Genomic DNA, 22,951 nt, shown 5'->3' on the forward strand with positions numbered 1-22,951 from the left:
CATGGACAATTATATTAAAATCATTGAAAGTTTTAAAAATCTCAAAATACTTGTAATTGGCGATTTGATGCTGGATGTTTTTCTCTATGGTGATGTTGAGAGAATATCTCCTGAAGCCCCTGTCCCTGTTGTCAGGGTTTTAAATATTATGCATCTTCCCGGAGGAGCAGCTAATGTTTCTTCAAACCTCAAATCATTGGGTGTAGATGTTACACTTTGCGGTGTTGTAGGGGGAGATGAAACCGGCAGAAAGTTTAGGCAGATTATTGATAATCAGGGGATTAATACATTTTTTATCGATGATGGGAGAAAGACAAGTATAAAAACAAGAGTGGTTGCTTCAAATCAGCAGGTTGTGAGGTTTGATGTTGAAGAAAATAAAAAGCTTTCGTCAAAATATGTTGGATATATTGAAAAATTTTTAGAGGATAAAATTAATGGGTTTGATGCTGTTATTATATCAGACTATGGAAAAGGGGTTATAACTAAAAAACTTATTGAAAAGGTCAGTGAAATAACAAGGCATCGTAAAATACCGCTTACAGTTGATCCGAAAATAGAGAATTTCAGGTTTTATAAAGGGGTAACGTGCATTACGCCCAACACTAAAGAAGCCTCTGAGGGCTCTGGAATAAAAATCAAAGATTATGAAGCGGTTGTTAAAGCTGCCAGGAAAATAATTAAAATGTTAAATCCCGAAACACTTCTGATTACAAGGGGCAGCAAGGGTATGGCCCTTTTTGATTCTAAGGGTGAAATTATAAAAGTACCTGCACTTGCAAAAGAGGTTTTTGATGTTACCGGTGCCGGAGATACTGTAATATCGGTTTTTACCTCATGTATTGCCGCAAAAGCTTCTTATATTGATGCAGTGAAATTATCCAATCTTGCAGGTTCGATTGTTGTAGGGAAGATGGGCACAGCTACAGTCAGCCCGGAAGAGTTAATAAATAATCTAAATCTTGTTCTTAAAATGGAGAGTTAAGTGGAGATTTTAACTTCAAGTCAAATGGAGCAAGCTGACAGTTATGCCATTAATGAATTAAAGATTCCTTCCATTTTGTTGATGGAAAATGCTGCAATCGCCTTTGCAGATGAGATTGAAAAGGATTTAAATGCTCTGTCCAAAGTTTGTATTGTTTGTGGAGCTGGAAACAATGGAGGAGATGGGTATGCCGTTGCAAGACATCTTGTAAATAGAGGTTATTTTGTAGATGTTGTATCAATTAATCCTGAGAAATTAAAGGGTGACGCAAAAGTTAATTTTGAGATCTTGAAAAATTTGCCGGTCAGAATCATAGATGATTTTTTACATGTAAACTATGGCAATTATGACCTGGTAGTAGATGCAATATTTGGTACCGGCTTAAACAGAAAAGTAGAAGGTGACCTTGAAAAGCTCATCTTGAAGATAAACACCGAAGCAATAAAAGTATACAGTATTGATATTCCAAGTGGGTTAAGCGGAAGCACGGGGGAGATTTTTGGTGAGCATATTAGAGCACAAAAAACTGTTACCTTTTGCAGACCAAAAATTGTGCATGTGCTTTACCCTGCAAAGGCTGCCTGCGGAGATATAGTTGTGAAAAATATATCTATCCCGGACAGTGCTGTTAATTCAACCAGACCGGATAATTTTCTACTTTCAGGGCATAATGTACCACGTATCATAAGAAGGGGTGTAAATACTCACAAAGGTCATTTCGGACATACAGCAATAATTGCTGGTTCAAAAGGTAAAGTTGGTGCCGGTATCCTTACCGCAAGGGCCTGTATTTCCACAGGTAGCGGTCTTACCACAGTGGTGACTCCAAAAAATTTTATTAACTCTTTTCATTCCGCGGTTTCTGAAAGCATGTGCCTTGATGTGGACTCAGAAGATGTTCTTGAAGTTAAAGACCTGCAGAGAGTTGTGGATTTTGTTAAGGACAAGGGGTGTGTTGCAATAGGACCAGGTCTTGGTACAGCTGAAAGTACTAAGGAGCTTGTGAAGGGGATAATTGAAAACAGTTCAAACAAACTTGTGATAGATGCGGATGGTATAAATTTGCTTGATGAATCTACCTTTGAAAAACTTGCTTTTCGGACTGTTTTAACCCCACATGTGGGTGAATTTTGCAGATTGTGCAAAATTACAAAGGATGATTTGGCTAAGGACAGACTAAATATATGCAAAAATTTTGCACTAAAACATTCGGTATCCCTTGTGTTAAAAAGTGCCGATACAATAATAAGTTTACCTGATGGTAGAGCTTTTGTATTTAATGAAGGAAGCCCTTCCCTTGCAAAGGGGGGAAGCGGCGATGTCTTGACCGGCATGATAGCATCTTTTATATCTCAGGGATATCAGATTGAAGATGCTTGTAAGCTGGGAGTGTATATTCATGGCCGTACAGGAGCTTTTCTCCATAGTAGATATAATGAATTTTATCCAAAAGCATCAGATATTTGTGATAACTTGTGGGTGGTGATGAATGAATTGCTCTAAAAAGTCATCAACCCTTGCCGATACAAAAAGCATCGCAAATAAGGTAGCCGATTATTGTATAAAAAATGATAAAAGGGTAATTTTATTGAATGGGGAAATGGGTGCAGGCAAAACAACTTTTACAAAATATTTCGCAGCTGCAATAGGCTTAAAAGATCAATCCGCAAGCCCGACATTCACCATTTTAAATACCTATGAGTCAGAAAATATAAAACTTTTGCATTTTGACCTTTACAGAATTGATAGTTTGCAGGAGCTGGAGCAAACAGGTTTTTTTGAATATATTGAAGACGAAGCATTTGTTATCATTGAATGGTCGAATAAACTTGACTTAAAAGAGTATTTCGACGAAGTTATAGAGATAGAAATTGTCAAGAGCAATACTGAAAGAATTTTTAATATAAAAGGATGATGGTGAAACATATGGAGCCTATTTTCTGCCCTTATTGCGGCAAAAAGAGTCTTGAAGAGCTTGAGCCTACTGAGCTTATGGTGGATAATGACGTTTGGTACATTTTACACTATGAATGCAAAGAATGCTCGGAAATGTTTGACAGGGTACTTTTAAAAGATGTAGATGTAAATGATTTTGAAGATAATGAAGAAGGTCTCTGGAGTTAGTATGAATATAGATAACAGCGAGAAGTTCAAAGCAGTTATTGTCAAGGAAAGCCTTGAGGATATCAATCTATTTCTTGCTGAGCTTGAGCATACCATAGAAAAGTTGACAGAAGATGTTGATGATGAAACATATTTTATGCTTCAGTATAAACTTCAGGTTCTGGAGTATAAGATGGCAGACATAAACAGAATTTTAAATGCAACTTTAAATATTGAAGATATTAATAAAAATTCAATTTCTTAAAATGAGGTGAGTTTTGATGTGCACTAAAGAGATTCCAACACGAATTGATACAAAGGTTTTTGAAAAAGAGATTTATGAAACCTGGCTTGAGAAAAAGTATTTTCATGCAGATGAAAATTCAAAAAAACAAAAATATTCTATTGTTATACCTCCGCCAAATGTTACAGGCTCCCTTCATATGGGGCATGCTTTAAATAACACGTTGCAGGACATACTTGCAAGATTCCACAGACTTAAGGGCTTTGAAGTATTGTGGCTTCCGGGTACTGACCATGCCGGTATTGCAACGCAGAACGTTGTAGAAAAGATGCTTGCAAAGGAGGGCTTAAGCAGACATGACCTTGGCAGAGAAAAATTTATTGAAAGGGTATGGAAGTGGAGAGAAGAGTCTGGTGGTCAGATTATCAATCAGTTAAAAAGACTTGGGGCAAGCTGTGACTGGGACAGAGAAAGATTTACCATGGATGAAGGGCTTTCCCGTGCAGTGAGAAAGGTGTTTGTCCAGCTTTATGAAGAGGGACTTATATACAGGTCAAATTACATTGTAAACTGGTGCCCAAGATGTTTGACTGCTTTAAGCGACCTTGAAGTAGAGCACGAAGAAAAAGACAGCTTTTTGTATTATATTTATTATCCTGTAAAGGGTTTAAATGAAAAAATTTGTATTGCAACTACAAGGCCTGAAACCATGCTGGGGGACACTGCTGTTGCCGTTCACCCTGAAGATGAAAGATATAGGCATCTGATAGGCAAAAAGGTAATATTGCCTATTCTTAACAGAGAGATACCGATCATAGCGGATGAATATGTCGAAAAAGATTTTGGCACTGGTGCATTAAAGGTTACACCTGCCCATGACCCTAACGACTTTGAGCTCGGCAAAAAGCATGGTCTTGAAGAGATAAATGTAATGACTGATTTGGGGATAATCAATGAAAATGGCGGCAAGTTTAAGGGGCTTGACAGATTTGAGGCAAGAAAGCAGATAATTGAAGAGCTTGAAAAACTTGGGCTTTTTAATAAGCAGGAGCCTTTGAAGCATAGTGTTGGAAGCTGTTACAGATGCAAATCCGTGGTTGAGCCGAGAATTTCCATGCAGTGGTTTGTTAAAATAAAGCCTTTGGCAGAAAGAGCTATTGATGTTGTAAAGGATAAAAAGATAAAAATTTTTCCTGAAAGCTGGGAAAAAACATATTTCGAATGGATGTACAATATCCGTGATTGGTGTATTTCAAGACAGATATGGTGGGGGCATCGTATTCCTGCCTGGTATTGCAATGATTGTGAGCATATTACTGTGTCTATGGAAGAGCCTTCAGAATGTTCAAGCTGTGGCTCTATGTCTCTTACACAGGAGACGGATGTTCTTGATACTTGGTTTTCATCGGCACTATGGCCTTTTTCTACGATGGGTTGGCCTGAAAAAACCAAAACTCTTGAAAAATTTTATCCCACATCTTGCCTTGTGACGGGATTTGATATTCTCTTTTTCTGGGTAGCAAGGATGATTATGATGGGGATGAAATTTATGGATGAAGTACCTTTTGAACATGTTTATATTCATGCCCTTGTAAGGGACCAGTATGGTCAAAAAATGAGCAAATCAAAAGGTAATGTTATTGACCCTCTTGTTATAATTGACAAGTATGGTGCGGACGCCTTCAGATTTACTCTGGCTGCATTTGCTGCACAGGGGAGGGATATAAAACTTTCTGAAGACAGGATAGAAGGGTATTACAACTTTATAAATAAAATATGGAATGCATCGAGATTTATTCTGATTAATTCGGAAAAAGAGACTTATAGGGATATTTCAGAGTACACACTTGAAGACGAAGATAAATGGATATTGCAACAGCTTGGAAATGTTACTGCCAGTGTAGAAAAATACATAAAATCATATGATTTCAATGAAGCTGCAACCAGTATATACCATTTCTTCTGGAACAAATTTTGTGACTGGTATATTGAATTTATAAAAGACAGGATTTTTAACGATAACAACAAAGAGTGTGCAATCGCTGTTGCAAGATTTGTATTGAAAAAATCTCTTATTATTCTTCATCCTTTTATGCCATTCATCACTGAATATATTTACAAATTTGTTGGTGACCTGGAAAGTATTATGCTTGAGGCATATCCTGAGCCTATTTTGGGATATGAAAAAGAGTATGAAAATATAGAAAAAGTAATTAAATTGATATCGAAAGTCAGAAATATAAGGGGTGAATATAATGTTTCCCCTTCAAAGGTTTTGAACATTACAATCAAAACTGATGATGAAAATGTGAAGTCGACTTTTAGTGAAAAAGAAAACCTGATTAAGAGAATTGCAAGAGTCGACAGAGTAGATTTTACAGCAGTCGATGTGGATAATGCTGCAGTTAATGTTGCCAAAGATTATTCTGTTTTTGTCCCTCTTGGTGGTCTTATCGATATAGAATCTGAGATTAAGAGACTTGAAAAAGAGAAAATATCCCTTGAGAAGGATTACAAAGTTTACGGGGGCAAATTGCAGAATGAAAATTATCTCAATAAGGCGCCAAAAGAAGTAGTGGAAAAAGATAAGCTGAAATTTGAGGAAATTGTGGTAAAATTAAAAGAGATTGAAAATAGCATCGAGAGGCTTAAAAAGATATGCTGAATTTTCTGATACTGGATGACCTGATAAAACTTGCTCTGAAAGAAGATATAGGGCATGGGGATATTACCACTGAGGCAATTTCACCTTTTTTGAAAGGGGGTGAATACTATTTTCTTGCCAAGGAAAATTTTATTCTTTGTGGGATTGATATTGTAAAGCGGGTTTTCTGGCATATGAATCAGAATATTGAGGTGGAGTTTAAAAAGAAAGATGGAGAAATGGTCAAAAAAGGGGAGAAATTTGGGTTTGTAAGGGGTGATTCTAAGTATATTCTTTCTGCTGAAAGGGTATCCTTAAATTTTCTTCAAAGACTTTCAGCAATAGCTACTGAGACCAACAGATATGTAAAAAAGCTTGAAGGGACAAACATCAAAATTCTTGACACGAGAAAAACCACGCCGGGGCACAGAATGCTTGAAAAATACGCTGTAAAGGTTGGTGGAGGCAATAATCACAGGTTTGGCCTTTTTGACGGAGTAATGTTAAAGGATAACCATATTGATGCAGCCGGTGGTATTAAAAATGCAGTAGCAACTGTAAGAGAAAATATAGCTTCCACTATAAAAATTGAAGTTGAAACAAGAAACCTTAAAGAAGTAGCCGAAGCTGCTGCTGCAGAGGCGGATATTATTATGCTGGATAACTTTGAAATCAAGGATATTCCTAAAGCAAGGGAAATAGCAGGTAAAAAGATAAAATTGGAAGTATCAGGCGGAGTCAACTTGAAAAATATTGAGACTTATAAGGAGTTTGATATTGATTATATTTCTGTAGGCAGTCTTACTCACGGTATTAAAAGTGTAGATATAAGCCTAAAATACGGGGGTAAATATGAAAATTAATGACATTGAAAGAGCGAAGAGATTGGCCCGTACCATTGCAACTGATATTTTTCTCTACAACAAGGATAAGGTTGAAGAAGGGATAAAGAATGATAACCTTTTTGAAGTGATTGATGAGGAGATAAAAGAAGGTAGAAAGCTTTTTCTTGAAAAGGTAGATACTTCCGTTATTAAAGAAAAAATTTTTGACATGACTATCAATGATATTATTGTAGCAAAATACAGCAAGGATATTCGGTCAGATATCTGGTAAGATGTCAAAACCGAAGCTTTTTGGCCCGAAAAACTTACTGGTATATTTAATTGTAGCCTATCTTTTTTATTTTTTGTATTCATATCGTTTAAACTCACCGCTGCCGGTTTCTTCCAGGATACCTGATACCATTTTGTATACGCTCAACGGCGAGAAATTTTTGCTTAATGACTACAGGAGTAACAAGTTTCTTATATTTTTTGATAAAGCAAGTGTCTATTCCCCTTATTACTTAAAGGTTATTCCTGATTTAAAACTGATTGCTGAAAGCTTTAATATTGACATTTTCCTTATTTTTAAGAAACCTGTTGATGTTGAATTACTGAAAAAAATTTTGCAGAAAAATAAATACAAACTGCTTGAAAATATAACTTATAGTGCTAATATAAGTAAACTTGCTGATGATTATGGAATAAGGAGCTGGCCTCATTTTTATATGATTAACTCTGATAACAAGGTTGTTTACCAGGCTAAGCTTCCATCGGTCAGAGCAATTAATGATATTTTAAGGAGATATTGATGGAGCAGTTTTTTAACTACGATGATTTAAAAGATTTGTACGATATAGCTATTATCGGTGGAGGCCCTGCTGGTCTTACTGCAGGGATTTATGCCGCAAGAGATAATCTGGATACGATTATTCTGGAGAAAAATTTCCCTGGTGGACAGGTTGGAATTACAGAGATTATTGAAAATTATCCGGGGTTTCCTGATGGAATAATGGGTGGGGACCTGGCTGAAAAGATGTTTTTACATGCGAGAAAATTTGGTGTACAGGTTAAAAACGGGATATGCGGGAAAATAGAAATTGACGGAAAATATAAAATTATTCATCTTGAACACAGTGTACATAAGATAAAAGCCAAAAGTATAATTTTCGCAACAGGTGCCAAACCTTTGCACCTTGAAGTGCCCGGAGAAAATAAATTTCTTGGAAGAGGTATCTCTTTTTGTGCCACCTGCGACGGGGCATTTTATAAGGATAAAGTTGTGGCAGTTATTGGCGGTGGTGACTCGGCTGTTGAGGAAGGTAATTATCTTACAAAGTTTGCAAAAAAAGTATATATTGTTCACAGAAGAGATAAGCTGAGGGCTGCAAAAATATTACAGGATAGGGCATTTAAAAATCCTAAAATAGAATTTATTTACAATTGTGTAGTCAAAGAAGTAAAAGGGGAAGAGAAAATTAATGCTATTACATTGCACAATCGAGTTGAGGAAAAAGATTTTGATTTGCCAGTGGACGGAGTGTTTGTTTTTATAGGATGGACAGCTGATACTGAGCTTCTTAAAGGTATGGTGGATATGGATGATTCGGGGTTTATAAAAACTGACGAGCATATGGCAACAAAAATACCTGGAATTTTTGCTGCCGGTGATAACAGGCTGAAAGAGCTAAGACAGGTTGTGACTGCTGTTGCAGATGGTGCTATTGCTGCAAAATCAGCTGAAAAATATATTGAAGAGAATTTTTAAAAGAGGGAGAGTGGTTATGAAAAAACTGTTATTTTTTATACTTATTACAACCTTTGTTTTTGTTTCGGGGGTATTTGCGGATACTTCTGTAAACAGAATTGCTATTGCTACCGACATAGTTGACAGGGAACCTGCAGGGGTTTCAGAAACATTTTCTGCAAATGTGGGGAAAATTTATTGCTTTACTGAAATTGTTACAGATAAATATCCTACAAAGGTTGTGCACATATGGCTTTATGACAATAATATAATTGCTGAAGTCCCTCTCCAGGTTAACAGCAATAAGTGGAGGACATATAGCTCCAAAAGGATTTTGCCTAACTGGGAAGGTGAATGGAAAGTAGAAGTTTATGCTGAAGATGGCAAACTTATTGGCTCAAAAAGTTTTACGGTAAAGTAACAGCTTGGAATATAGAGAAAAAATATTTTTTGTGCCGACACCCATCGGCAATCTTGGTGATATAACATTAAGGGCCCTTGAAGTACTTAAAAATGTGGATATAGTTTTTTCTGAAGACACGAGGTCTACTTTAAAACTTTTCAACCATTACAACATCAAAAAGCCGATCAAATCTTTCCACAAAGACAATGAGCTAAAAACCATTGATACTGTTTTGCAGTACATTAAAGATGGCAAAAGTGTGGCCATTGTAAGTGAGGCTGGTATGCCCTGTATTTCAGACCCTGGCAGTGTACTTACAAATAGGCTCAGTGAAGAAAAAATTGATTTTCAGGTGTTGCCAGGTGCGACAGCTTTGACAGTAGCACTGCTAAAATCAGGTTTTCCTACAAACAACTTTTATTTTAAAGGCTTTTTAAGCCATAAAAAAAACGATAAATTAAATGAGATTGAGTATTTGAAAAGTATCAATTCCACAATTATTGTTTATGAATCGCCACACAGGATAAAAGAAACCCTTTTTCTTCTGTTTAAGAATTTTGACAAAATATGTGTTTTAAGAGAGCTTACAAAGATTTATGAAGAAAAAATTTACATAAATAGTGAAGAAGATATTGAAAATATTATTTTAAAGGGGGAGTTTGTAATAGTCATTGACAACAATTATAAAGAGGAAACAGAAACCACCAAATATAATCCACTAAAATTGATAGAAAAATTAAAACAGGAAAAATTTTCCAATAAAGATATTTTGTCATTGATGAAGGTGCTTGGTTTTAAAAGAAATGAAATATATCCCTTATTAACTGACTTTAAAGAGTAGCAAAATTTAAAACAGATGCCGCAATAAGAAAAATAGTGGCAGCAATCAAGAAAGCAATAAATATTTTTTTTCTGGAGTTGATATCCTTTATTGTAATTTCTGATATTTTTTCATTGTTGCTATCAGGTGCATTTTTCTTCAAAGCTTCCAAAATTTCGTCAAATTTTTCAAACATTGATGATAAAAATCCATACTTTTCATTATCTGAGATTATAAATATGTATCTCCCTTTTAATTTTAGCGGAGTAATATCTTCAATCTTATCAAACTCAATTTTCCTTTTACCGGTTAACGATTTGATTGTGATGCTGTTTTCATCAATTTCAACTTTTTTCCCCAGCAAATTAACTATATTAAAAATTATAAAAAGTATGAGAAAACCTATGATTATAAACTTTATATTATTGCCGCCGATTAATACATGGGAAAAAGCAAAAATAAATGAGGCTGCCAGGAGAATAACAAGCAGTGAGATATACACTTTTTCAATTTTATAAATCTTCAATGATTATCTCCAGTGATAATTTATTTAAAAAATCTTTATCCATCGTAAGCATATTTATAATATCATTTTTAAGATTTTTAAAGTTTGAATTTTTAAATGACAAAATTGCATTGGCCGCAATCCCTCTAAAATCATAAGGATAGCTTTCGATAAAACTGTTTACCTGTCGTATTAACCTTTTTTCATTAAAATATTTAAGAAAGTAAAGAATTTTGTAGTACTCCGTGTAAATGTCTTTTGTTTTAACCTTTTCAAGTGCAGTCATTGATGCTTCCGCATTGATTTTGTCATTTACCACCATAAAATAATACATTGAGGTCTTGTATAAGTCACCGCTTTTAAAATACTTTCTCGAGAATGTTTGAAGCAACCTAAAGGCATTGTCATAATTTCCTGACAAGATATTTCTATAAATATCTTCTTTCAGCGAAGGTGCATTTTCAAGATAATTAAAGGGATATTTCAGGCCGTTTGAAGCCATAATATTGGCTATCATAGTGTTGTAGCTTAAATCTTTTGAGTCGATAATTTTTGTTTCATCTTTTTGAATTATCGTTATAAGGTTATAAATTTCTTTGTTTCTGAAAATATTGAGATTTTGAATTTCGCTGAGGTATTTTTTGTCATTATCTTTAAGATAATATGCAAGGTTTACAATATACCTGTAAAACTCGGTCTCATCAGCTTTAGTTATCAACTCGTCAAGCACTTTTGAGTATCTGCCAAGCCCAATTTCAGCATAATATTTTGCAACTTCAAAATATGGGAGAAATTTTTCGTTGTTTGCGAGCATTATTTCATAGTTTGAGATGGCAAGACCATATTGATTCAAGCTTCTTGTAGTGTCACCGTTTATTTTGAGGATGATTGCTTTGCCAAGATAGGCCTGAAGTGTAAACCTGTTAAATATTGTTGCTCTGTCAAAATATTCATATGCTAAATTTTTTTCCCCAAGATTCAAGTATGAAAGACCGATATTATAAAGAATTATTGAGTTGTTTTTCAGATTTTCGTCTGCATTTTTGAAATGTTGTAAAGCTTTGACATAGTCGTAATCAATAAAGGCCATAACCCCTTTGTTATTTTCATCTATTGCTGTTGCAAATTGAACTGATTTTTTTAGTTCTTCAAGGGCTTTTCTGCTTTCTTTTTCCTGTAGTAGCTTGTAGCCAAGAGCCAAAAAATCAAGCATTTCATCGGGATTAATAATTATGGGTGTAAGAGAAAGTCTTAAGGTATCTTCAAAATTTCCATAAAATGGAAATGATAGGTCAAAATCATTCAGGACGGGCTTTATGTTTATACTTATCTCAGGCTTTTTCTTGAAAATTTTTATATTTGCCTGAAATGCATCTGCAATCTCAATTATCTTGTTTTGTTCTTTTAAATTCCAGTAAGCTACAAATTCATACCAGAGCTTTTCAGGAGCATCATTGTCTATATATTTTGTGTATTCAAGGGCATTTTTGTATTTTTTCATTTTTATAAAGTAATAGGATACAAGCAGATAATAATCACTGTTTTTAAGTTCTTTAACTTTATCAAGATAATTCTTTGCTTCCTGATAGTTTTTGTTTTTTAGATAGTAAAGACTTTTTAAGAGATTTGACAGGTCAGCATTAAAATTCCCACCAAATATCACATTTTTTGCAAAATTAACTTTATTTAGTCTAACAAGATAATGCCAGACATACTTATATATAATTTCATTATCATAAATATTTTTGTATGCATCATTAATTGTTTTCGTTCCTTCTTCTATATCATTTAGTTCATCATGTATTTTATATTTAAGTAGATATGCTTCTTTTAACAAAGGATTCCCTTTTATCAGGGCTGCAAGTACACTGATTGCTCTGTCGTAATCACCGCTTTTGTATAAAGCACTGGCATATTTCAATTTGTAAAATTCAGTATCCTCAATTTTGAGAAGGTTTCTGTAAGTTTCTGCGGCAAGAATAAAATCATTCATTGATTCAAAGTTTTTTGCAAGAATCTCATATGCTTCAACAGTATTTTTTTCATTAAGGGCGTTTTTTGCATAAAAAATAGACTTTTTATAATCTCTTGTGTTGTAGTAGCTCAATGACAGGTTGTAATACTCATTGTAGCCTTTGTTTTTTACTGATTCGAGCGTATCTATTGCTTTGTCATACTCACCAATGCTTAAAAGGTATGTTCCAAATGAACTTTTATAAAAATCTGTGTCTTGTGCTTTATCTTTTGACCTTTCCAGATAATAAAACGCTTTTGCTGTATTCCCTTTTTTTAGATAAATATTGGCAGCATTTATCAAAAGCTTTGAAGAGTTATATTTATCTTCTATCTCGTGTATTATTTTCTCAGCCTTATCAAGCTCATTAAGCTGGATAAGTGATGCTGCAAGATTTACGTACGCCTCAGTGAATGTGTTATCAAGCTCATAGGCCATCTGGAAATATTTTTTACTTTCTTCATAATTTTCCAGTAAAAAATAGCTTACGCCGATGTTATAAAATGCCGCGGCCTTGTTTTCATTAAGCCCTTTTTCGTAGTAACTTATTGCTTCATCAAATTTTCCGTTCAAAAAAAGAGAGTTACCCTTTGATAACTCAGGTGTTTTTGCGACAACAACCGATTCTATTGGCTTTTGTTCAGAGATATTGTCTTTTGAAATTTCCTTTTTTTTATCAGAGCAGGCAACAGAAAGCACCAAAATTGACAAAGCTATAATTATAGTTTTTTTCATGTAAGTTTTATCGGCAAAAAAACCAAAAAATTTAGTTAATTATTTTCAAGGTCAATCATTTCGATTCCGGGGAGATACTCTTTTGTGACAATTTTTTTCATATTGTTTATCTTGTTTGTTATCTCACTTATCTTTTCTATATTTTTCTCCAATGCTTCAAATATTTTTTTTAATTGTTCATTATTGTCTTTTAAAAAATTTCTTTTAAGTAGCTCGACATTAAGGGAGATTGAACAAAGCGGATTATTTATTTCGTGATTCACACTTACGGCAAGTTTTGCAAGAGTAGAAACCTTTTCATGTTCAATAAGCTGCTGTTGAGTTTTTTTCAGGTTTTCAATGGATTTTAGAAGCTCTTCATGAAGCTTGAGATTATCTATAGCAATAGCAGTGTGTTCAGAGATGAAAAAGATATATGATTCGTGTTGGGCAATTTCACTCTTATCACCTGTCTTAAGGGATATCGTGATAGTGCCAGAGACCTTATTCCTTGATATTAATGGGAATTTTGCAAAGCCGTAAGGAAAATAAGGAGTTACTTTTGAATCTCTATACCAGTCATCTTCAAGAGGGTTTTCAACATATACTGGAACCTTTTGTTCAAGAAGAGTGTTGGCCCAGGGAGCATCTTTTAAGTCTTTTAAATCGAAAGTCAAATTTTTTAATGTGTCATAGCTGATGTTGTATGTTCCGAATACGGTTTCCTTAAAATCATCAATGAGTGTCAATACTATTATTCTGTCATGAAATTTTTCACTCAGATATTTCAATGTAATATCAACTATTTCATCAAGATTTCGCCTGAGGCTTATCTCTTTTACAAATTTTTGAATTGTTTTAAGCGTCCTGATATGCTCATTAAGGTTTTTCTTTTCTTTTTCCAGCTCTTCTGTTTTTCTTAAGAGACTTTTATTGGTTTTTTCCAGATCTTCACTTAAGCCTTTAATCTTTTCAAAGGTATATACATTATCTATTGCGCCCATTATTGATTCTTCAAATTCGCTTTCTAAATATCCTATGGGGAGATAATCATAAAAACCTGACCTTAGAAGAGCTCTTGCCCTGTCAAATTCTTTGTCGCCTATGTAGATAAATGAAGTATTGCAACCTTTGCTTCTTAAGTCGTCTATTGTCTCAATTGGGCTGTTTAACAGTTTGGAATTTAATATTGCCACAACTATCTTTTCTTTAATTAATATATTCTTAAACTGAATTAGATCACTTACAAATATAAACATCAGGTTGTTTTTTTTGCATATTTCAGAAACAACCTTTATTTCACTTATTTCATCAGATAATAATAATACCGGAATCATTTGACTTTGCTACCCTCTGATGCTTTTTTGGCAAGTTTGTCGGCATGTGTATTCAAATTTCTCGGGATATGTTTGATTTCATATTTTAAATCCTTTAAAATTAAGATTACTTCATCATAAATCTTTTTCAAAGCCTCATTTCTTACCTTGTATTCTCCTTTTATCTGTTTTACAATAAGTTCAGAGTCAAGAAGTATTTCTACAAATTCAGGTTTTAATGTTTGAATTTTTTTCAAAGCAAATAAAACACCTGAGTATTCGGCTACATTGTTTGTTGCAACTCCGATTGATTTTGATGCTTCGGCAACCAAATTGCCGTTTTCATCAAAAATTACAAAACCATATCCTGCAGGGCCCGGGTTGCCGCTTGATGCCCCGTCTGCAAAAATTTTATATTTCACGGTTATTCACTTTCTTCAAGAAAGTATAAAAATCTCTGGCAGTTGGGACATTGTTGAATGCTTGTATTCTTTTTTACCTCCACATAAAGTTGCGGTGGTATTTTCATATAACATCCTGTGCAGGTTTCCTGTTCAACTCTTACGATAGCCAGGTTGTTTCTCACTTTTCGTATGGTTTCATATTTTGACAGGTACTGTCTTTTAATATTGGAAGCAGCAATCTGCCTTTCTTCCTTAAGCTTTGTGAGTTGTTCAATTTTATCTTTGTCTGCCTCGTTTTTTTCTTGTTTGAGTTTATTAAGCTCTTCTTCAATTTTTGCAAGCTCCCCTTTTAAATCTTCTGTTTGTTTGGTTAGATTCTCAAGATTGTCTGACAACTCAAGTACTTTGTATTCGAGAGTGTTAATCTCTTTTTTCAACGTATCAAGCTCTTTAAGTACGGCCTCATATTCCTTATTGTTTTTTACTGTGGAAAGCTTCTTCTGGGCATTTGTAAGAAGTTTTTTCTTTTCTTCATATTCTTTTTCAGATTTTAACTTCTCTTCTTTAGTTTGAACTAAAAGAGTGCTTAATTCTTCAAATTTTTGATTTTTAGTGTCGAACTCTTCTTGAAGTTTTAAAATATTACCGGGGACAACGGCCAAAAAGTTTTCTATATCAAAGATTTGGTTGTCAATTTTCTGTAATACTCTTAAGTTTTCAAGCTCTTGCAGCATAACTACCTCCAGTTTTTTATACTATTTTCTTCATTAATTATTATAGCTTCTATGTTGAATTTGCTTTCTATGACTTTCTTCAAGTATTCCATAAAAACTTTTTCAGTGGCATAGTGCCCTGCATCTATAATAGTTACCCCTGCTTCTTCAGCGTCAATTGCGTCATGATGTTTCATGTCGCCGGTAAGCAGTATTTTTATATTTTTCTTTTTGCAGTTTTTCCACAAAGATGCCCCGCTTCCCGTTACTACCGCAAATGTGTCAAAGTATAGGGTGTCGTCTATGAAGTTATATCTGATTTCACAATTTAGCTTTTTAGAAACTTCTTTCATAAACGTTTTTACGTCTGTTCGATTTTTTAATTTACAGATTCTTCCAAGGCCATAATTTTTACCAATTTCCAGAGGGTAAACATCATAAGCAACTTCTTCATAAGGGTGTGTATCTACAACATTTTTAATCAGTTTTTCGAGATTTTTTTCACTTACAATCGTTTCAAGTCTTGATTCTTTAACTTCTTCAAGTTTCCCCATTTTTCCTATAAATGGGTTTGTGTTTTCTCCTGGCTCAAATGTGCCTTTCCCTGTGCTGCGAAATGTGCATTTTTTGTAATTTCCAATCTGGCCGGCACCGGAAATATCTATTGCTTCAATAATTTTATTTTCATAGCCAACAGGCACATAAACTGCAAATTTATAATATTTTTCTTTGCCTTCATCTATAAAATTATCAACAATGATTGCATTTAGCTTTTCTGCCAGAAAATCGTTTAAACTGTAATTAGCCAGGTCAAAATTTGTATGATATGAAACGATATTCAGCCTGTTTTGTATTGCAATAAGAATTTTGTCAGAAAGCAAATCCCCTTTTATTATATTTTTTACCTTTCCAAAAAAAAGGGGGTGATGAGTTATCAGTAACTCACACCCCTTATCGATTGCTTCCTGGATTACCTTTTTAGTAGGATCTAAAGCCAGGGCAACTTTACTGACCTTATCATAACCAACTATTATTTGTCGGTTACTGTTGTCCCATTCATATTGTCTTGATAGATCCGAGAATTCGTTTTCAAAGAATTTTAATATATTTATAATTTCAACTGACATACCATTCCAATGTTGGCACAAAGTGCCTTAAAAAAATGGGCCAACCAGGAGTCGAACCTGGGACCTACCGGTTATGAGCCGGTGGCTCTAGCCAACTGAGCTATTGGCCCTTATTCCCAAAACGGACTGTTATATTAATATTTTTTTTCCATTTGTCAACAAAATTTTATTCAAAAAATGTTTTTAAAATTCTGCTTCTTGTAGGGTGTCTAAGCTTTCTTAAGGCTTTGGCTTCAATCTGTCTGATACGCTCCCTTGTAACATTGAACCTTTTACCTACCTCCTCAAGCGTATGATCAGATGAGCAGTCAATTCCAAACCTTAGTCTAAGTACGCTGGCTTCTCTCGGAGATAGAGTATCAAGAATGTGTTTTGTATTTTCTTTTAATTTTAAATAGGTTACTTCATCAAGTGGGTTTTTGGCCTTCTTGTCTTCTATAAAATCTCCCAGATTGCTATCCTCATCCTCACCAATGGGAGTTTCAAGGGAAACGGGCTCCTTGGCTATTTTGAGCACTTTTTTAACTTTATCAACAGGTATTTCCATTTTTTCAGCAATCTCTTCCGGTGTAGGCTCTTTTCCTGTTTCGATATGAAGCTGTCTTTGTATCTTAAGCATTTTATTTATGGTTTCAATCATGTGGACAGGTATTCGTATTGTCCTGGCCTGGTCGGCAATTGCCCTTGTGATGGCCTGTCTTATCCACCATGTGGCATAAGTTGAAAACTTGTAGCCCCTCTGGTATTCAAATTTTTCAACAGCTTTCATCAGGCCGATATTGCCTTCCTGAATAAGATCCAGGAATTGTAACCCTCTGTTTGTATATTTTTTGGCAATACTTACCACCAGTCTCAAGTTTGCTTCTATTAATTTGGATTTTGCTTCTGATGCCTCTCTTTCACCTTCAATAAGACTTTCGTAGATAACTTCAAGCTCAGTTTTATCAAAACCAAGACTTTTAAGTTTCTTTTCGATTATATTTTTTGATTCTTCGAGCTTTTTTATTAAAAGCTCTGAATCTTTTTTACCAAGATGCACGCTTTTTGCCTTTTCATAAATTTCATTATTGGCAATTTCAAATATATCTGTATCAGGGTTTATCTTCAAAATATTAAAAACTCTCAATGCGGATGCTTCAGCATCTTTAATTTCTTCATAGGTAAACTTAATCTGGTTTGCAATTTCGCATATCTTATTGTAATTAACTTTTATTGACAAAAGCTTATTGGCTATTTCCTCAATTGTTTCCTGAACTTCCTGTTTTAAAGTGAGAATGTTGTCTATGCTGGTGCCGGTAGATTTCATCTTTTTGATTTTGGCTATATTGTTTTTAAGTTTTTCAACTATCTCTTCAAAAATGGCAGCATATTGTTCTCTTATTTGAGCCTCTTTTTCGTCCTTAAAGTTTTTTATCTCTTCCTCTTCCATCTCTTCAAAATCTATATCTGAATCGTCAAGATCGAGATCATCATCAAGATTTATAATATCCTTTAATCTTAATTCACCATTTTTGATATTTTCAGATATTTCCATAATTTCCTGGGCTGTCATGGGAAAGGAGAGGACACTTTTTATAACCTTTCTTTGCCCTTCTTCAATTTCTTTGGCTACCTCAACCTCTTCTTCACGGCTCAAAAGAGGGATATTACCCATCTCCCGCAAGTACAATCTTACCGGGTCATCCGTTGCAAGGGATTCTTTTTCTATCTCTTCATCATCGCTTACAAGCTCTGAGTCAGAATCTTCTATATCATCTTCGTCAGGCGGTGTGAAAATAGTGCTTTTTTTGTTTTTGTTGTCAATTACATCGATTTTGAGTTGAGCAAGCAACATCATCACTTCATCCAAAAGTTCAGAGGTTAGCACATCCTCAGGGAGGATATCATTGATTTCATCGAAAGTAACAAAACCGTTCTCTTTCCCTAAAGCTATTAATTGTTTTACTTCAGGGATTTTAATTTTCTTAGCCATAAATTAAACCTCCGAAAGCCTGACACTGATTTCTTTTTGTCTGTTTAATATATCTTGTATTTTTTTTAATGTTTCCATTGACTGCGATGGTGATAAATTCTTGGCTGACAGAAAGTTGATTAGCTTTCTCCTTTCCTGGTCAAGAAAATTGTCAACTATTTTATATTTATTTACGAGTGCAACTTTATAGTAGTCCTTTATATCAACAAACTTAGCTGTCATATTGGATATAGCTTCCCCGTAATCTGTGTCATTGAAAAGAGCAACGATATTACCATCATTATTTAAAATTTCAACAATTTTTTTAAAAATATTTTTATTTCTTTCATTCAAAAACATGTTTTCGTTAATATCTACCAGTAGCGAGTCGGCTATGTCTTCCGGGAGATTTAAAAGAGCAACCAAAAAAAACTCTTCACATAAATAGGAAATATCTGTTGCTTTTCTCTTTTTTTCATAAGTCTTTTGAGAATTAAATTCTGCATAAAGTATTTCTTTGTCAATATTAAATATTTTCGTTAATTGTTCTTCGTAGTAGTTCTTGCTAAAAGGGTCCTGTATTTTTTGTACTTTGCCGAAAAGTGTTTTTATATTTTGTTTTTTTTGCAGGTTATTTTCCGAATTCTTATACATTTGCGTAAAGAGAAAAATTAGGATATCTTGTTTTTTTTGCAATAGTTTTTTGAAATTTTCCGGATTTTTACTTACAAATGTGTCCGGATCTTCACCTTTTGGCAAAAACACCACATTGGGGAAAAAATTTGATGCTATGCAGTTATCTACAGCCCTGAAAGTGGCATTCAAGCCTGCATTGTCCCCATCAAAAATTATAACACCTTCGTCGGAAAACCTTTTCAAAATTGCAGTTTGCTCTTTTGTGAATGAAGTACCCATCGGAGACACAACGTTTTTATAACCTTCACTATAAAGTCTTATTGCGTCAAAAAAGCCCTCAACAATAAAGGAAAACTTGTTTTCTTTTATGTATTTTTTTGCAAGGTTAAGATTATATAAAGTTTCTCTTTTTTTAAAAAATTTTGATTCAGGGGAATTTACGTACTTTGGCATTGACCCGTCAAGGCTTCTTCCTGAAAAGGCTATTACTTTGCCCGACTCATTTTTTATAGGGATTATCAGTCTTCCTGCAAATCTGAAAAAAAGCCTGCCTTCCTTCTTGTAAAAATTCCCACTGTCATATAATTCACCAAGCGAAAAATTCTTAAGGAGATAGGAGATATCAAAGTGCGATGGGACATAACCTATATCAAATTCGTCAATTGTATCCGTGTTAAAATTCCTTTTTAAAAGGTATTCCATTGCAAATTTATTGGCAGATGAAAAAAGGGCCTTTTTTGCTTCTTTTATAATATATTCATTGATGGACAAAAACTCTTTTTTCCCTTTAATCTCTTCTTTTTTTACTTCGATACCGTATTTTTCTCCTAAAAATTCAACTGCTTCTACAAAGTCAAAGTTATGTATTTTCATTATAAAACCTATTGAGTTTCCGGAAGCGCCGCATCCGAAGCAGTGAAACAGGCCTTTATCTTCGCTTACGCTAAACGAAGGTGTTTTTTCGTGATGAAAAGGGCAAAGCCCCATATGATTTCTTCCGCTTCTCTTTAAGTCCACATACTGAGATATAAGCTCAACTATATTAACACGCTCTAAAATTTCTTCCCTAACGCTGTCAGGAATCATTTATTAATCTCCTCAGTTATCAGATTTGCAAAGTATTCAGGGAATTTAAGAAAAGGTGCAAATCCACCCTCTTCAAAGAGGTGAACCCTTGGAAAATCGAGCAGATCTACTATTTTTAGTGCATCATCTGTACTGAAAAGTTTGTTGTCAATTCCATAGATTAGATGAAATTTGCATTTAAATTTTTCTTTTTTCAGGAAGTACTTTTTCCCTTTTAATTTACTAAAATCTATGTTTTCATTTAAATCTTTGACATCAATCCCAATCTTTTCGGCTATTTCCTTTAAACAAGCACTTGCTGTCCATGCTAAAAATCTGTCAAAATCAAGATAACAAGAAATTAAAAATACATCTTTTAAATAAGAACTATTTTCAATCAATTCAAAAAGTTTGAAGCATCCGCTGCCAAATCCTATAAGACATTCATAATTTTCGATTTTTGTATCTTTGTGAAATTCAATGTCCATAAAGGGGGAAAGCGCTTCCTTGATTTTATTTTTTTTAATAAAAACGTCTTCAAAAAACAAAAATTTATTCATGTAAGCTAATCTATGGACATTCTTTATTTTTTCAAATATTATTTTTACACTATGCTGGAAATTAGAAATTTAAATGTAATTTTAGAAAATATCAACAAAAGATTTTATATCTTAAGGGATATTTCTTTTTCTTTGGAAAAAAAGGAAATCCTGGGTTTAGTCGGTGAGTCAGGTAGTGGTAAGACTATTTTGGGTAAGACAATCCTTGGACTAATTAAAAGCCCGCTGAGAAAGATTTCAGGAGAAATTTACTTTAAAGAGGAAAAAATCAATGAAGAAAATATAAAAAATATTCGGGGTAAAAAAATTTCAATGATTTTTCAAAACCCCACTGCTTCTCTTAATCCGGTTTTTACTATTGAAAACCAATTGATAGAAACTATTAAAAACTCAGCTCGAGGCATAACATATTCTGAAGCAAAAGAAAGAGCTGTCAATTTGCTTAAGAAGGTTGAAATTGACAATCCTTTGCACAGATTAAAAAATTATCCGCACAATCTAAGTGGAGGTATGAATCAGAGGGTGATGATTGCCCTTGCTCTTGCTTCCAATCCTGAAATATTGATAGCTGACGAGCCTACCACAGCGCTGGATGTTACCGTCCAGGCAAACATTATAAATCTTCTGAAAATGCTTAACTCTGATATGGGATTAAGTATAATTTTTATTACACATGATTTAAGTCTTATAAAAAAGATTGCAGACAGGGTTGCTGTTATTTATGCCGGTGAGATAGTGGAAGTTATTGAAAAAGATAGGCTTATTGCTGAAAAATTCAGACACCCTTATTCAATGTTACTGAACAAATGTATCCCTGGACTACACAGCAGGGAAGAAAAACTCACAACGATTCCCGGTGAAATTACTCAGAATACTGAAGAATATGAAAATAAATGTATTTTTTATGAAAGATGCCCGGTGAAAATTGAGATATGCCGTAACAAAAAGCCTGTTTTTAAATCCGGTTGCAAATGTTTTAATCCTGTATCTCAATAAGCTGAAGGTTTGCAACATCTATTACACTTTCATCTTTTAATTTGAATATATCCCCCGCCTGCCTGATTAAAATTTTATTATCTTTTTTAAGTTTCAAATAACCCTCCATAATGAAAAATTTCTTGCCTTCAAGTTTTTTTACATCATTTATATCTTCCAAAAATATAAAACTGTCAGAAAAGTTTTCAGGAAAAATTTTTGAAAGTATTTTTCCAAAATATTGCCCCTTTTTTAGCCAGAATCTTATCACAAATATTTTATAATTTAAAATACATGCGCCTAATTGAAGGTAAAAAAGATAAAAGATAAAAATAACATACAGCCAGTATAGGCTGAATATCAATAACCCTATTTGTCCGTAAAGCATTTTGTAGATATTTATGTCGATAAAAGAGAAGTATATTTTGTTTAATGCAAATACCGTGAATGTGAATAGAAGTGAAATTGTAAAGGATAGCCAAAGTTTAAGCTTTTTGCCCGAAAGAATATAGTAACTTAAAAATACAGAAACGAAAAATATTAAAACAGGTGCCAAAAGAAGCTTTTGAGAGAGGGCTATAAATTTTGTCAAATCAATATTTAAAAAATTAAAAAAGAAGTTATGAACAAATATCAGGCTAAATTTCAATACGAGAGCGAAGATTAGGACTGCAAGACCTGATATGTTCAGCAAAAACGGCAGCAATAATCCCACTATTTTTTTTTGCCTTATATTCAATATGTTAACAAATGAAATATTGAGACTTTTTGAAAATAAAAGTGAAGTTAAAATGACTGAAAGAATTCCCGAAATACCTAGTGACAGAATATCCGCCTTTGAAGACTGTTCTATTATTTTGTATAAATAAAGCACAACATCTTCATTCAGGTTTGAAAGTGATGTTAAAATTTGAAAAAGAAGATTACTGTTTGAAAGTGCAATAAAATTTGAAATAGTAAGCAGTATCAAAAAGGCCGGTACAAGTGATAATATAAAATAAAATGTCAGCGCTCCAGCATTTAGCAGAATGTTATTTTGATTTGCCGAGTAAATTGCAAGCAGAATGATTGAAAATAATCTTTTAAGATAATTCATCATAGCTGATGATACCTCAAAAATTTTTATAAATCCATTTTTATGTGTAAAGATTATACAAGGTGTGTAAAAAATATACATATTTTGAAAGGAATTACTGAAATT

At 33.7% G+C, this 22,951-nt stretch carries 23 protein-coding genes and 1 tRNA gene; 13 read left to right on the top strand and 11 right to left on the bottom strand.

Going from position 1 to position 22,951, the window contains the following annotated elements; genetic code table 11:
- The first annotated feature begins 1 nt into the window (after position 1).
- Genes rfaE1 through rsmI form a run of 12 tightly spaced genes read left to right on the top strand, consistent with a single transcriptional unit; the run spans position 2 to position 9,791 of the window.
- A complete protein-coding gene (rfaE1, locus tag ACTCAF_RS03895; protein WP_463061989.1) occupies positions 2 to 985 on the top strand; it encodes a D-glycero-beta-D-manno-heptose-7-phosphate kinase in 984 nt (327 codons plus the stop codon).
- Positions 986 to 2,488: an NAD(P)H-hydrate dehydratase gene (locus ACTCAF_RS03900; protein ID WP_463061990.1), complete on the top strand. Its 1,503-nt coding sequence runs from the start codon at positions 986 to 988 to the stop codon at positions 2,486 to 2,488.
- Positions 2,475 to 2,900 (top strand): tRNA (adenosine(37)-N6)-threonylcarbamoyltransferase complex ATPase subunit type 1 TsaE, encoded by a 426-nt coding sequence (tsaE, locus tag ACTCAF_RS03905; protein WP_463061991.1) that lies wholly within the window; start codon positions 2,475 to 2,477, stop codon positions 2,898 to 2,900. Before ACTCAF_RS03900 ends, tsaE begins: the two co-directional genes overlap by 14 nt.
- An 11-nt stretch (positions 2,901 to 2,911) precedes the next feature.
- A complete protein-coding gene (locus ACTCAF_RS03910) occupies positions 2,912 to 3,109 on the top strand; it encodes a hypothetical protein (RefSeq protein ID WP_463061992.1) in 198 nt (65 codons plus the stop codon).
- A gap of 1 nt (position 3,110) precedes the next feature.
- On the top strand, positions 3,111 to 3,353 hold the full coding sequence (locus ACTCAF_RS03915) for a hypothetical protein (protein WP_463061993.1): 243 nt from the start codon (positions 3,111 to 3,113) through the stop codon (positions 3,351 to 3,353).
- 16 nt (positions 3,354 to 3,369) lie between these two features.
- Positions 3,370 to 5,997 (top strand): valine--tRNA ligase, encoded by a 2,628-nt coding sequence (locus ACTCAF_RS03920; RefSeq protein ID WP_463061994.1) that lies wholly within the window; start codon positions 3,370 to 3,372, stop codon positions 5,995 to 5,997.
- Complete coding sequence (gene nadC / locus ACTCAF_RS03925) at positions 5,991 to 6,839, top strand: carboxylating nicotinate-nucleotide diphosphorylase (RefSeq protein ID WP_463061995.1); 849 nt, start codon at positions 5,991 to 5,993, stop codon at positions 6,837 to 6,839. Before ACTCAF_RS03920 ends, nadC begins: the two co-directional genes overlap by 7 nt.
- On the top strand, positions 6,829 to 7,092 hold the full coding sequence (locus tag ACTCAF_RS03930) for a hypothetical protein (protein ID WP_463061996.1): 264 nt from the start codon (positions 6,829 to 6,831) through the stop codon (positions 7,090 to 7,092). The genes nadC and ACTCAF_RS03930 overlap by 11 nt, the downstream gene beginning before the upstream one ends.
- A gap of 1 nt (position 7,093) precedes the next feature.
- Positions 7,094 to 7,612: a peroxiredoxin family protein gene (locus tag ACTCAF_RS03935; RefSeq protein ID WP_463061997.1), complete on the top strand. Its 519-nt coding sequence runs from the start codon at positions 7,094 to 7,096 to the stop codon at positions 7,610 to 7,612.
- A complete protein-coding gene (gene trxB / locus ACTCAF_RS03940) occupies positions 7,612 to 8,568 on the top strand; it encodes a thioredoxin-disulfide reductase (RefSeq protein ID WP_463061998.1) in 957 nt (318 codons plus the stop codon). Before ACTCAF_RS03935 ends, trxB begins: the two co-directional genes overlap by 1 nt.
- Before the next feature lie 16 nt (positions 8,569 to 8,584).
- On the top strand, positions 8,585 to 8,968 hold the full coding sequence (locus tag ACTCAF_RS03945) for a DUF2914 domain-containing protein (RefSeq protein ID WP_463061999.1): 384 nt from the start codon (positions 8,585 to 8,587) through the stop codon (positions 8,966 to 8,968).
- Between the two features lie 4 nt (positions 8,969 to 8,972).
- Entirely contained in the window at positions 8,973 to 9,791 is an 819-nt protein-coding gene (rsmI, locus tag ACTCAF_RS03950; RefSeq protein ID WP_463062000.1) for a 16S rRNA (cytidine(1402)-2'-O)-methyltransferase, read from the top strand.
- Here rsmI and ACTCAF_RS03955 read toward each other — a convergent pair.
- The 10 genes from ACTCAF_RS03955 to ACTCAF_RS04000 form a co-directional block, all read right to left on the bottom strand.
- Positions 9,781 to 10,296, bottom strand: a complete 516-nt coding sequence (locus ACTCAF_RS03955) for a hypothetical protein (protein ID WP_463062001.1) — start codon at positions 10,294 to 10,296, stop codon at positions 9,781 to 9,783. The genes rsmI and ACTCAF_RS03955 overlap by 11 nt on opposite strands.
- Positions 10,283 to 13,024 carry a tetratricopeptide repeat protein gene (locus ACTCAF_RS03960; protein WP_463062002.1) on the bottom strand — a complete coding sequence of 914 codons (2,742 nt, stop codon included), beginning with the start codon at positions 13,022 to 13,024 and terminating at the stop codon, positions 10,283 to 10,285. Before ACTCAF_RS03960 ends, ACTCAF_RS03955 begins: the two co-directional genes overlap by 14 nt.
- A gap of 35 nt (positions 13,025 to 13,059) precedes the next feature.
- On the bottom strand, positions 13,060 to 14,340 hold the full coding sequence (locus tag ACTCAF_RS03965) for a GAF domain-containing protein (protein ID WP_463062003.1): 1,281 nt from the start codon (positions 14,338 to 14,340) through the stop codon (positions 13,060 to 13,062).
- The gene (locus ACTCAF_RS03970) at positions 14,337 to 14,741 is read right to left on the bottom strand and encodes a ribonuclease HI family protein (protein WP_463062004.1); all 405 of its coding nucleotides are present in this window, start codon (positions 14,739 to 14,741) and stop codon (positions 14,337 to 14,339) included. The genes ACTCAF_RS03965 and ACTCAF_RS03970 overlap by 4 nt, the downstream gene beginning before the upstream one ends.
- Positions 14,742 to 14,743: 2 nt before the next feature.
- Positions 14,744 to 15,457: a zinc ribbon domain-containing protein gene (locus ACTCAF_RS03975; RefSeq protein ID WP_463062005.1), complete on the bottom strand. Its 714-nt coding sequence runs from the start codon at positions 15,455 to 15,457 to the stop codon at positions 14,744 to 14,746.
- 2 nt (positions 15,458 to 15,459) lie between these two features.
- Positions 15,460 to 16,563 carry a Nif3-like dinuclear metal center hexameric protein gene (locus tag ACTCAF_RS03980; RefSeq protein WP_463062006.1) on the bottom strand — a complete coding sequence of 368 codons (1,104 nt, stop codon included), beginning with the start codon at positions 16,561 to 16,563 and terminating at the stop codon, positions 15,460 to 15,462.
- Positions 16,564 to 16,599: 36 nt separating this feature from the next.
- Positions 16,600 to 16,673, bottom strand: a tRNA-Ile gene (locus ACTCAF_RS03985).
- A gap of 56 nt (positions 16,674 to 16,729) precedes the next feature.
- Positions 16,730 to 18,535 carry an RNA polymerase sigma factor RpoD gene (gene rpoD, locus ACTCAF_RS03990; RefSeq protein ID WP_463062007.1) on the bottom strand — a complete coding sequence of 602 codons (1,806 nt, stop codon included), beginning with the start codon at positions 18,533 to 18,535 and terminating at the stop codon, positions 16,730 to 16,732.
- A 3-nt stretch (positions 18,536 to 18,538) separates the two neighbouring features.
- The gene (dnaG, locus tag ACTCAF_RS03995; protein ID WP_463062008.1) at positions 18,539 to 20,236 is read right to left on the bottom strand and encodes a DNA primase; all 1,698 of its coding nucleotides are present in this window, start codon (positions 20,234 to 20,236) and stop codon (positions 18,539 to 18,541) included.
- Positions 20,233 to 20,775: a hypothetical protein gene (locus ACTCAF_RS04000; RefSeq protein ID WP_463062009.1), complete on the bottom strand. Its 543-nt coding sequence runs from the start codon at positions 20,773 to 20,775 to the stop codon at positions 20,233 to 20,235. The genes dnaG and ACTCAF_RS04000 overlap by 4 nt, the downstream gene beginning before the upstream one ends.
- A gap of 51 nt (positions 20,776 to 20,826) precedes the next feature.
- Between ACTCAF_RS04000 and ACTCAF_RS04005 the strand changes: the two genes are divergently transcribed.
- Entirely contained in the window at positions 20,827 to 21,771 is a 945-nt protein-coding gene (locus tag ACTCAF_RS04005; protein WP_463062010.1) for an ABC transporter ATP-binding protein, read from the top strand.
- On the opposite strand, the gene ACTCAF_RS04010 is transcribed toward ACTCAF_RS04005, so the two are convergent.
- Complete coding sequence (locus ACTCAF_RS04010; protein WP_463062011.1) at positions 21,752 to 22,927, bottom strand: YihY/virulence factor BrkB family protein; 1,176 nt, start codon at positions 22,925 to 22,927, stop codon at positions 21,752 to 21,754. The genes ACTCAF_RS04005 and ACTCAF_RS04010 overlap by 20 nt on opposite strands.
- Positions 22,928 to 22,951: the final 24 nt, after the last annotated feature.

The sequence above is a fragment of the Deferrivibrio sp. genome (assembly GCF_055117995.1).

Bases quoted from the DNA above. Each gene is read 5' to 3' on its own strand.
- rfaE1 (WP_463061989.1), top strand. From the start codon at position 2: ATGGACAATTATATTAAAATCATTGAAAGTTTTAAAAATCTCAAAATA.
- tsaE (WP_463061991.1), top strand. From the start codon at position 2,475: ATGAATTGCTCTAAAAAGTCATCAACCCTTGCCGATACAAAAAGCATC.
- ACTCAF_RS03910 (WP_463061992.1), top strand. From the start codon at position 2,912: ATGGAGCCTATTTTCTGCCCTTATTGCGGCAAAAAGAGTCTTGAAGAG.
- ACTCAF_RS03915 (WP_463061993.1), top strand. From the start codon at position 3,111: ATGAATATAGATAACAGCGAGAAGTTCAAAGCAGTTATTGTCAAGGAA.
- ACTCAF_RS03920 (WP_463061994.1), top strand. From the start codon at position 3,370: ATGTGCACTAAAGAGATTCCAACACGAATTGATACAAAGGTTTTTGAA.
- nadC (WP_463061995.1), top strand. From the start codon at position 5,991: ATGCTGAATTTTCTGATACTGGATGACCTGATAAAACTTGCTCTGAAA.
- ACTCAF_RS03930 (WP_463061996.1), top strand. From the start codon at position 6,829: ATGAAAATTAATGACATTGAAAGAGCGAAGAGATTGGCCCGTACCATT.
- ACTCAF_RS03935 (WP_463061997.1), top strand. From the start codon at position 7,094: ATGTCAAAACCGAAGCTTTTTGGCCCGAAAAACTTACTGGTATATTTA.
- trxB (WP_463061998.1), top strand. From the start codon at position 7,612: ATGGAGCAGTTTTTTAACTACGATGATTTAAAAGATTTGTACGATATA.
- ACTCAF_RS03945 (WP_463061999.1), top strand. From the start codon at position 8,585: ATGAAAAAACTGTTATTTTTTATACTTATTACAACCTTTGTTTTTGTT.
- ACTCAF_RS03960 (WP_463062002.1), bottom strand. From the start codon at position 13,024: ATGAAAAAAACTATAATTATAGCTTTGTCAATTTTGGTGCTTTCTGTT.
- ACTCAF_RS03965 (WP_463062003.1), bottom strand. From the start codon at position 14,340: ATGATTCCGGTATTATTATTATCTGATGAAATAAGTGAAATAAAGGTT.
- ACTCAF_RS03975 (WP_463062005.1), bottom strand. From the start codon at position 15,457: ATGCTGCAAGAGCTTGAAAACTTAAGAGTATTACAGAAAATTGACAAC.
- ACTCAF_RS03980 (WP_463062006.1), bottom strand. From the start codon at position 16,563: ATGTCAGTTGAAATTATAAATATATTAAAATTCTTTGAAAACGAATTC.
- rpoD (WP_463062007.1), bottom strand. From the start codon at position 18,535: ATGGCTAAGAAAATTAAAATCCCTGAAGTAAAACAATTAATAGCTTTA.
- dnaG (WP_463062008.1), bottom strand. From the start codon at position 20,236: ATGATTCCTGACAGCGTTAGGGAAGAAATTTTAGAGCGTGTTAATATA.
- ACTCAF_RS04000 (WP_463062009.1), bottom strand. From the start codon at position 20,775: ATGAATAAATTTTTGTTTTTTGAAGACGTTTTTATTAAAAAAAATAAA.
- ACTCAF_RS04005 (WP_463062010.1), top strand. From the start codon at position 20,827: ATGCTGGAAATTAGAAATTTAAATGTAATTTTAGAAAATATCAACAAA.
- ACTCAF_RS04010 (WP_463062011.1), bottom strand. From the start codon at position 22,927: ATGTATATTTTTTACACACCTTGTATAATCTTTACACATAAAAATGGA.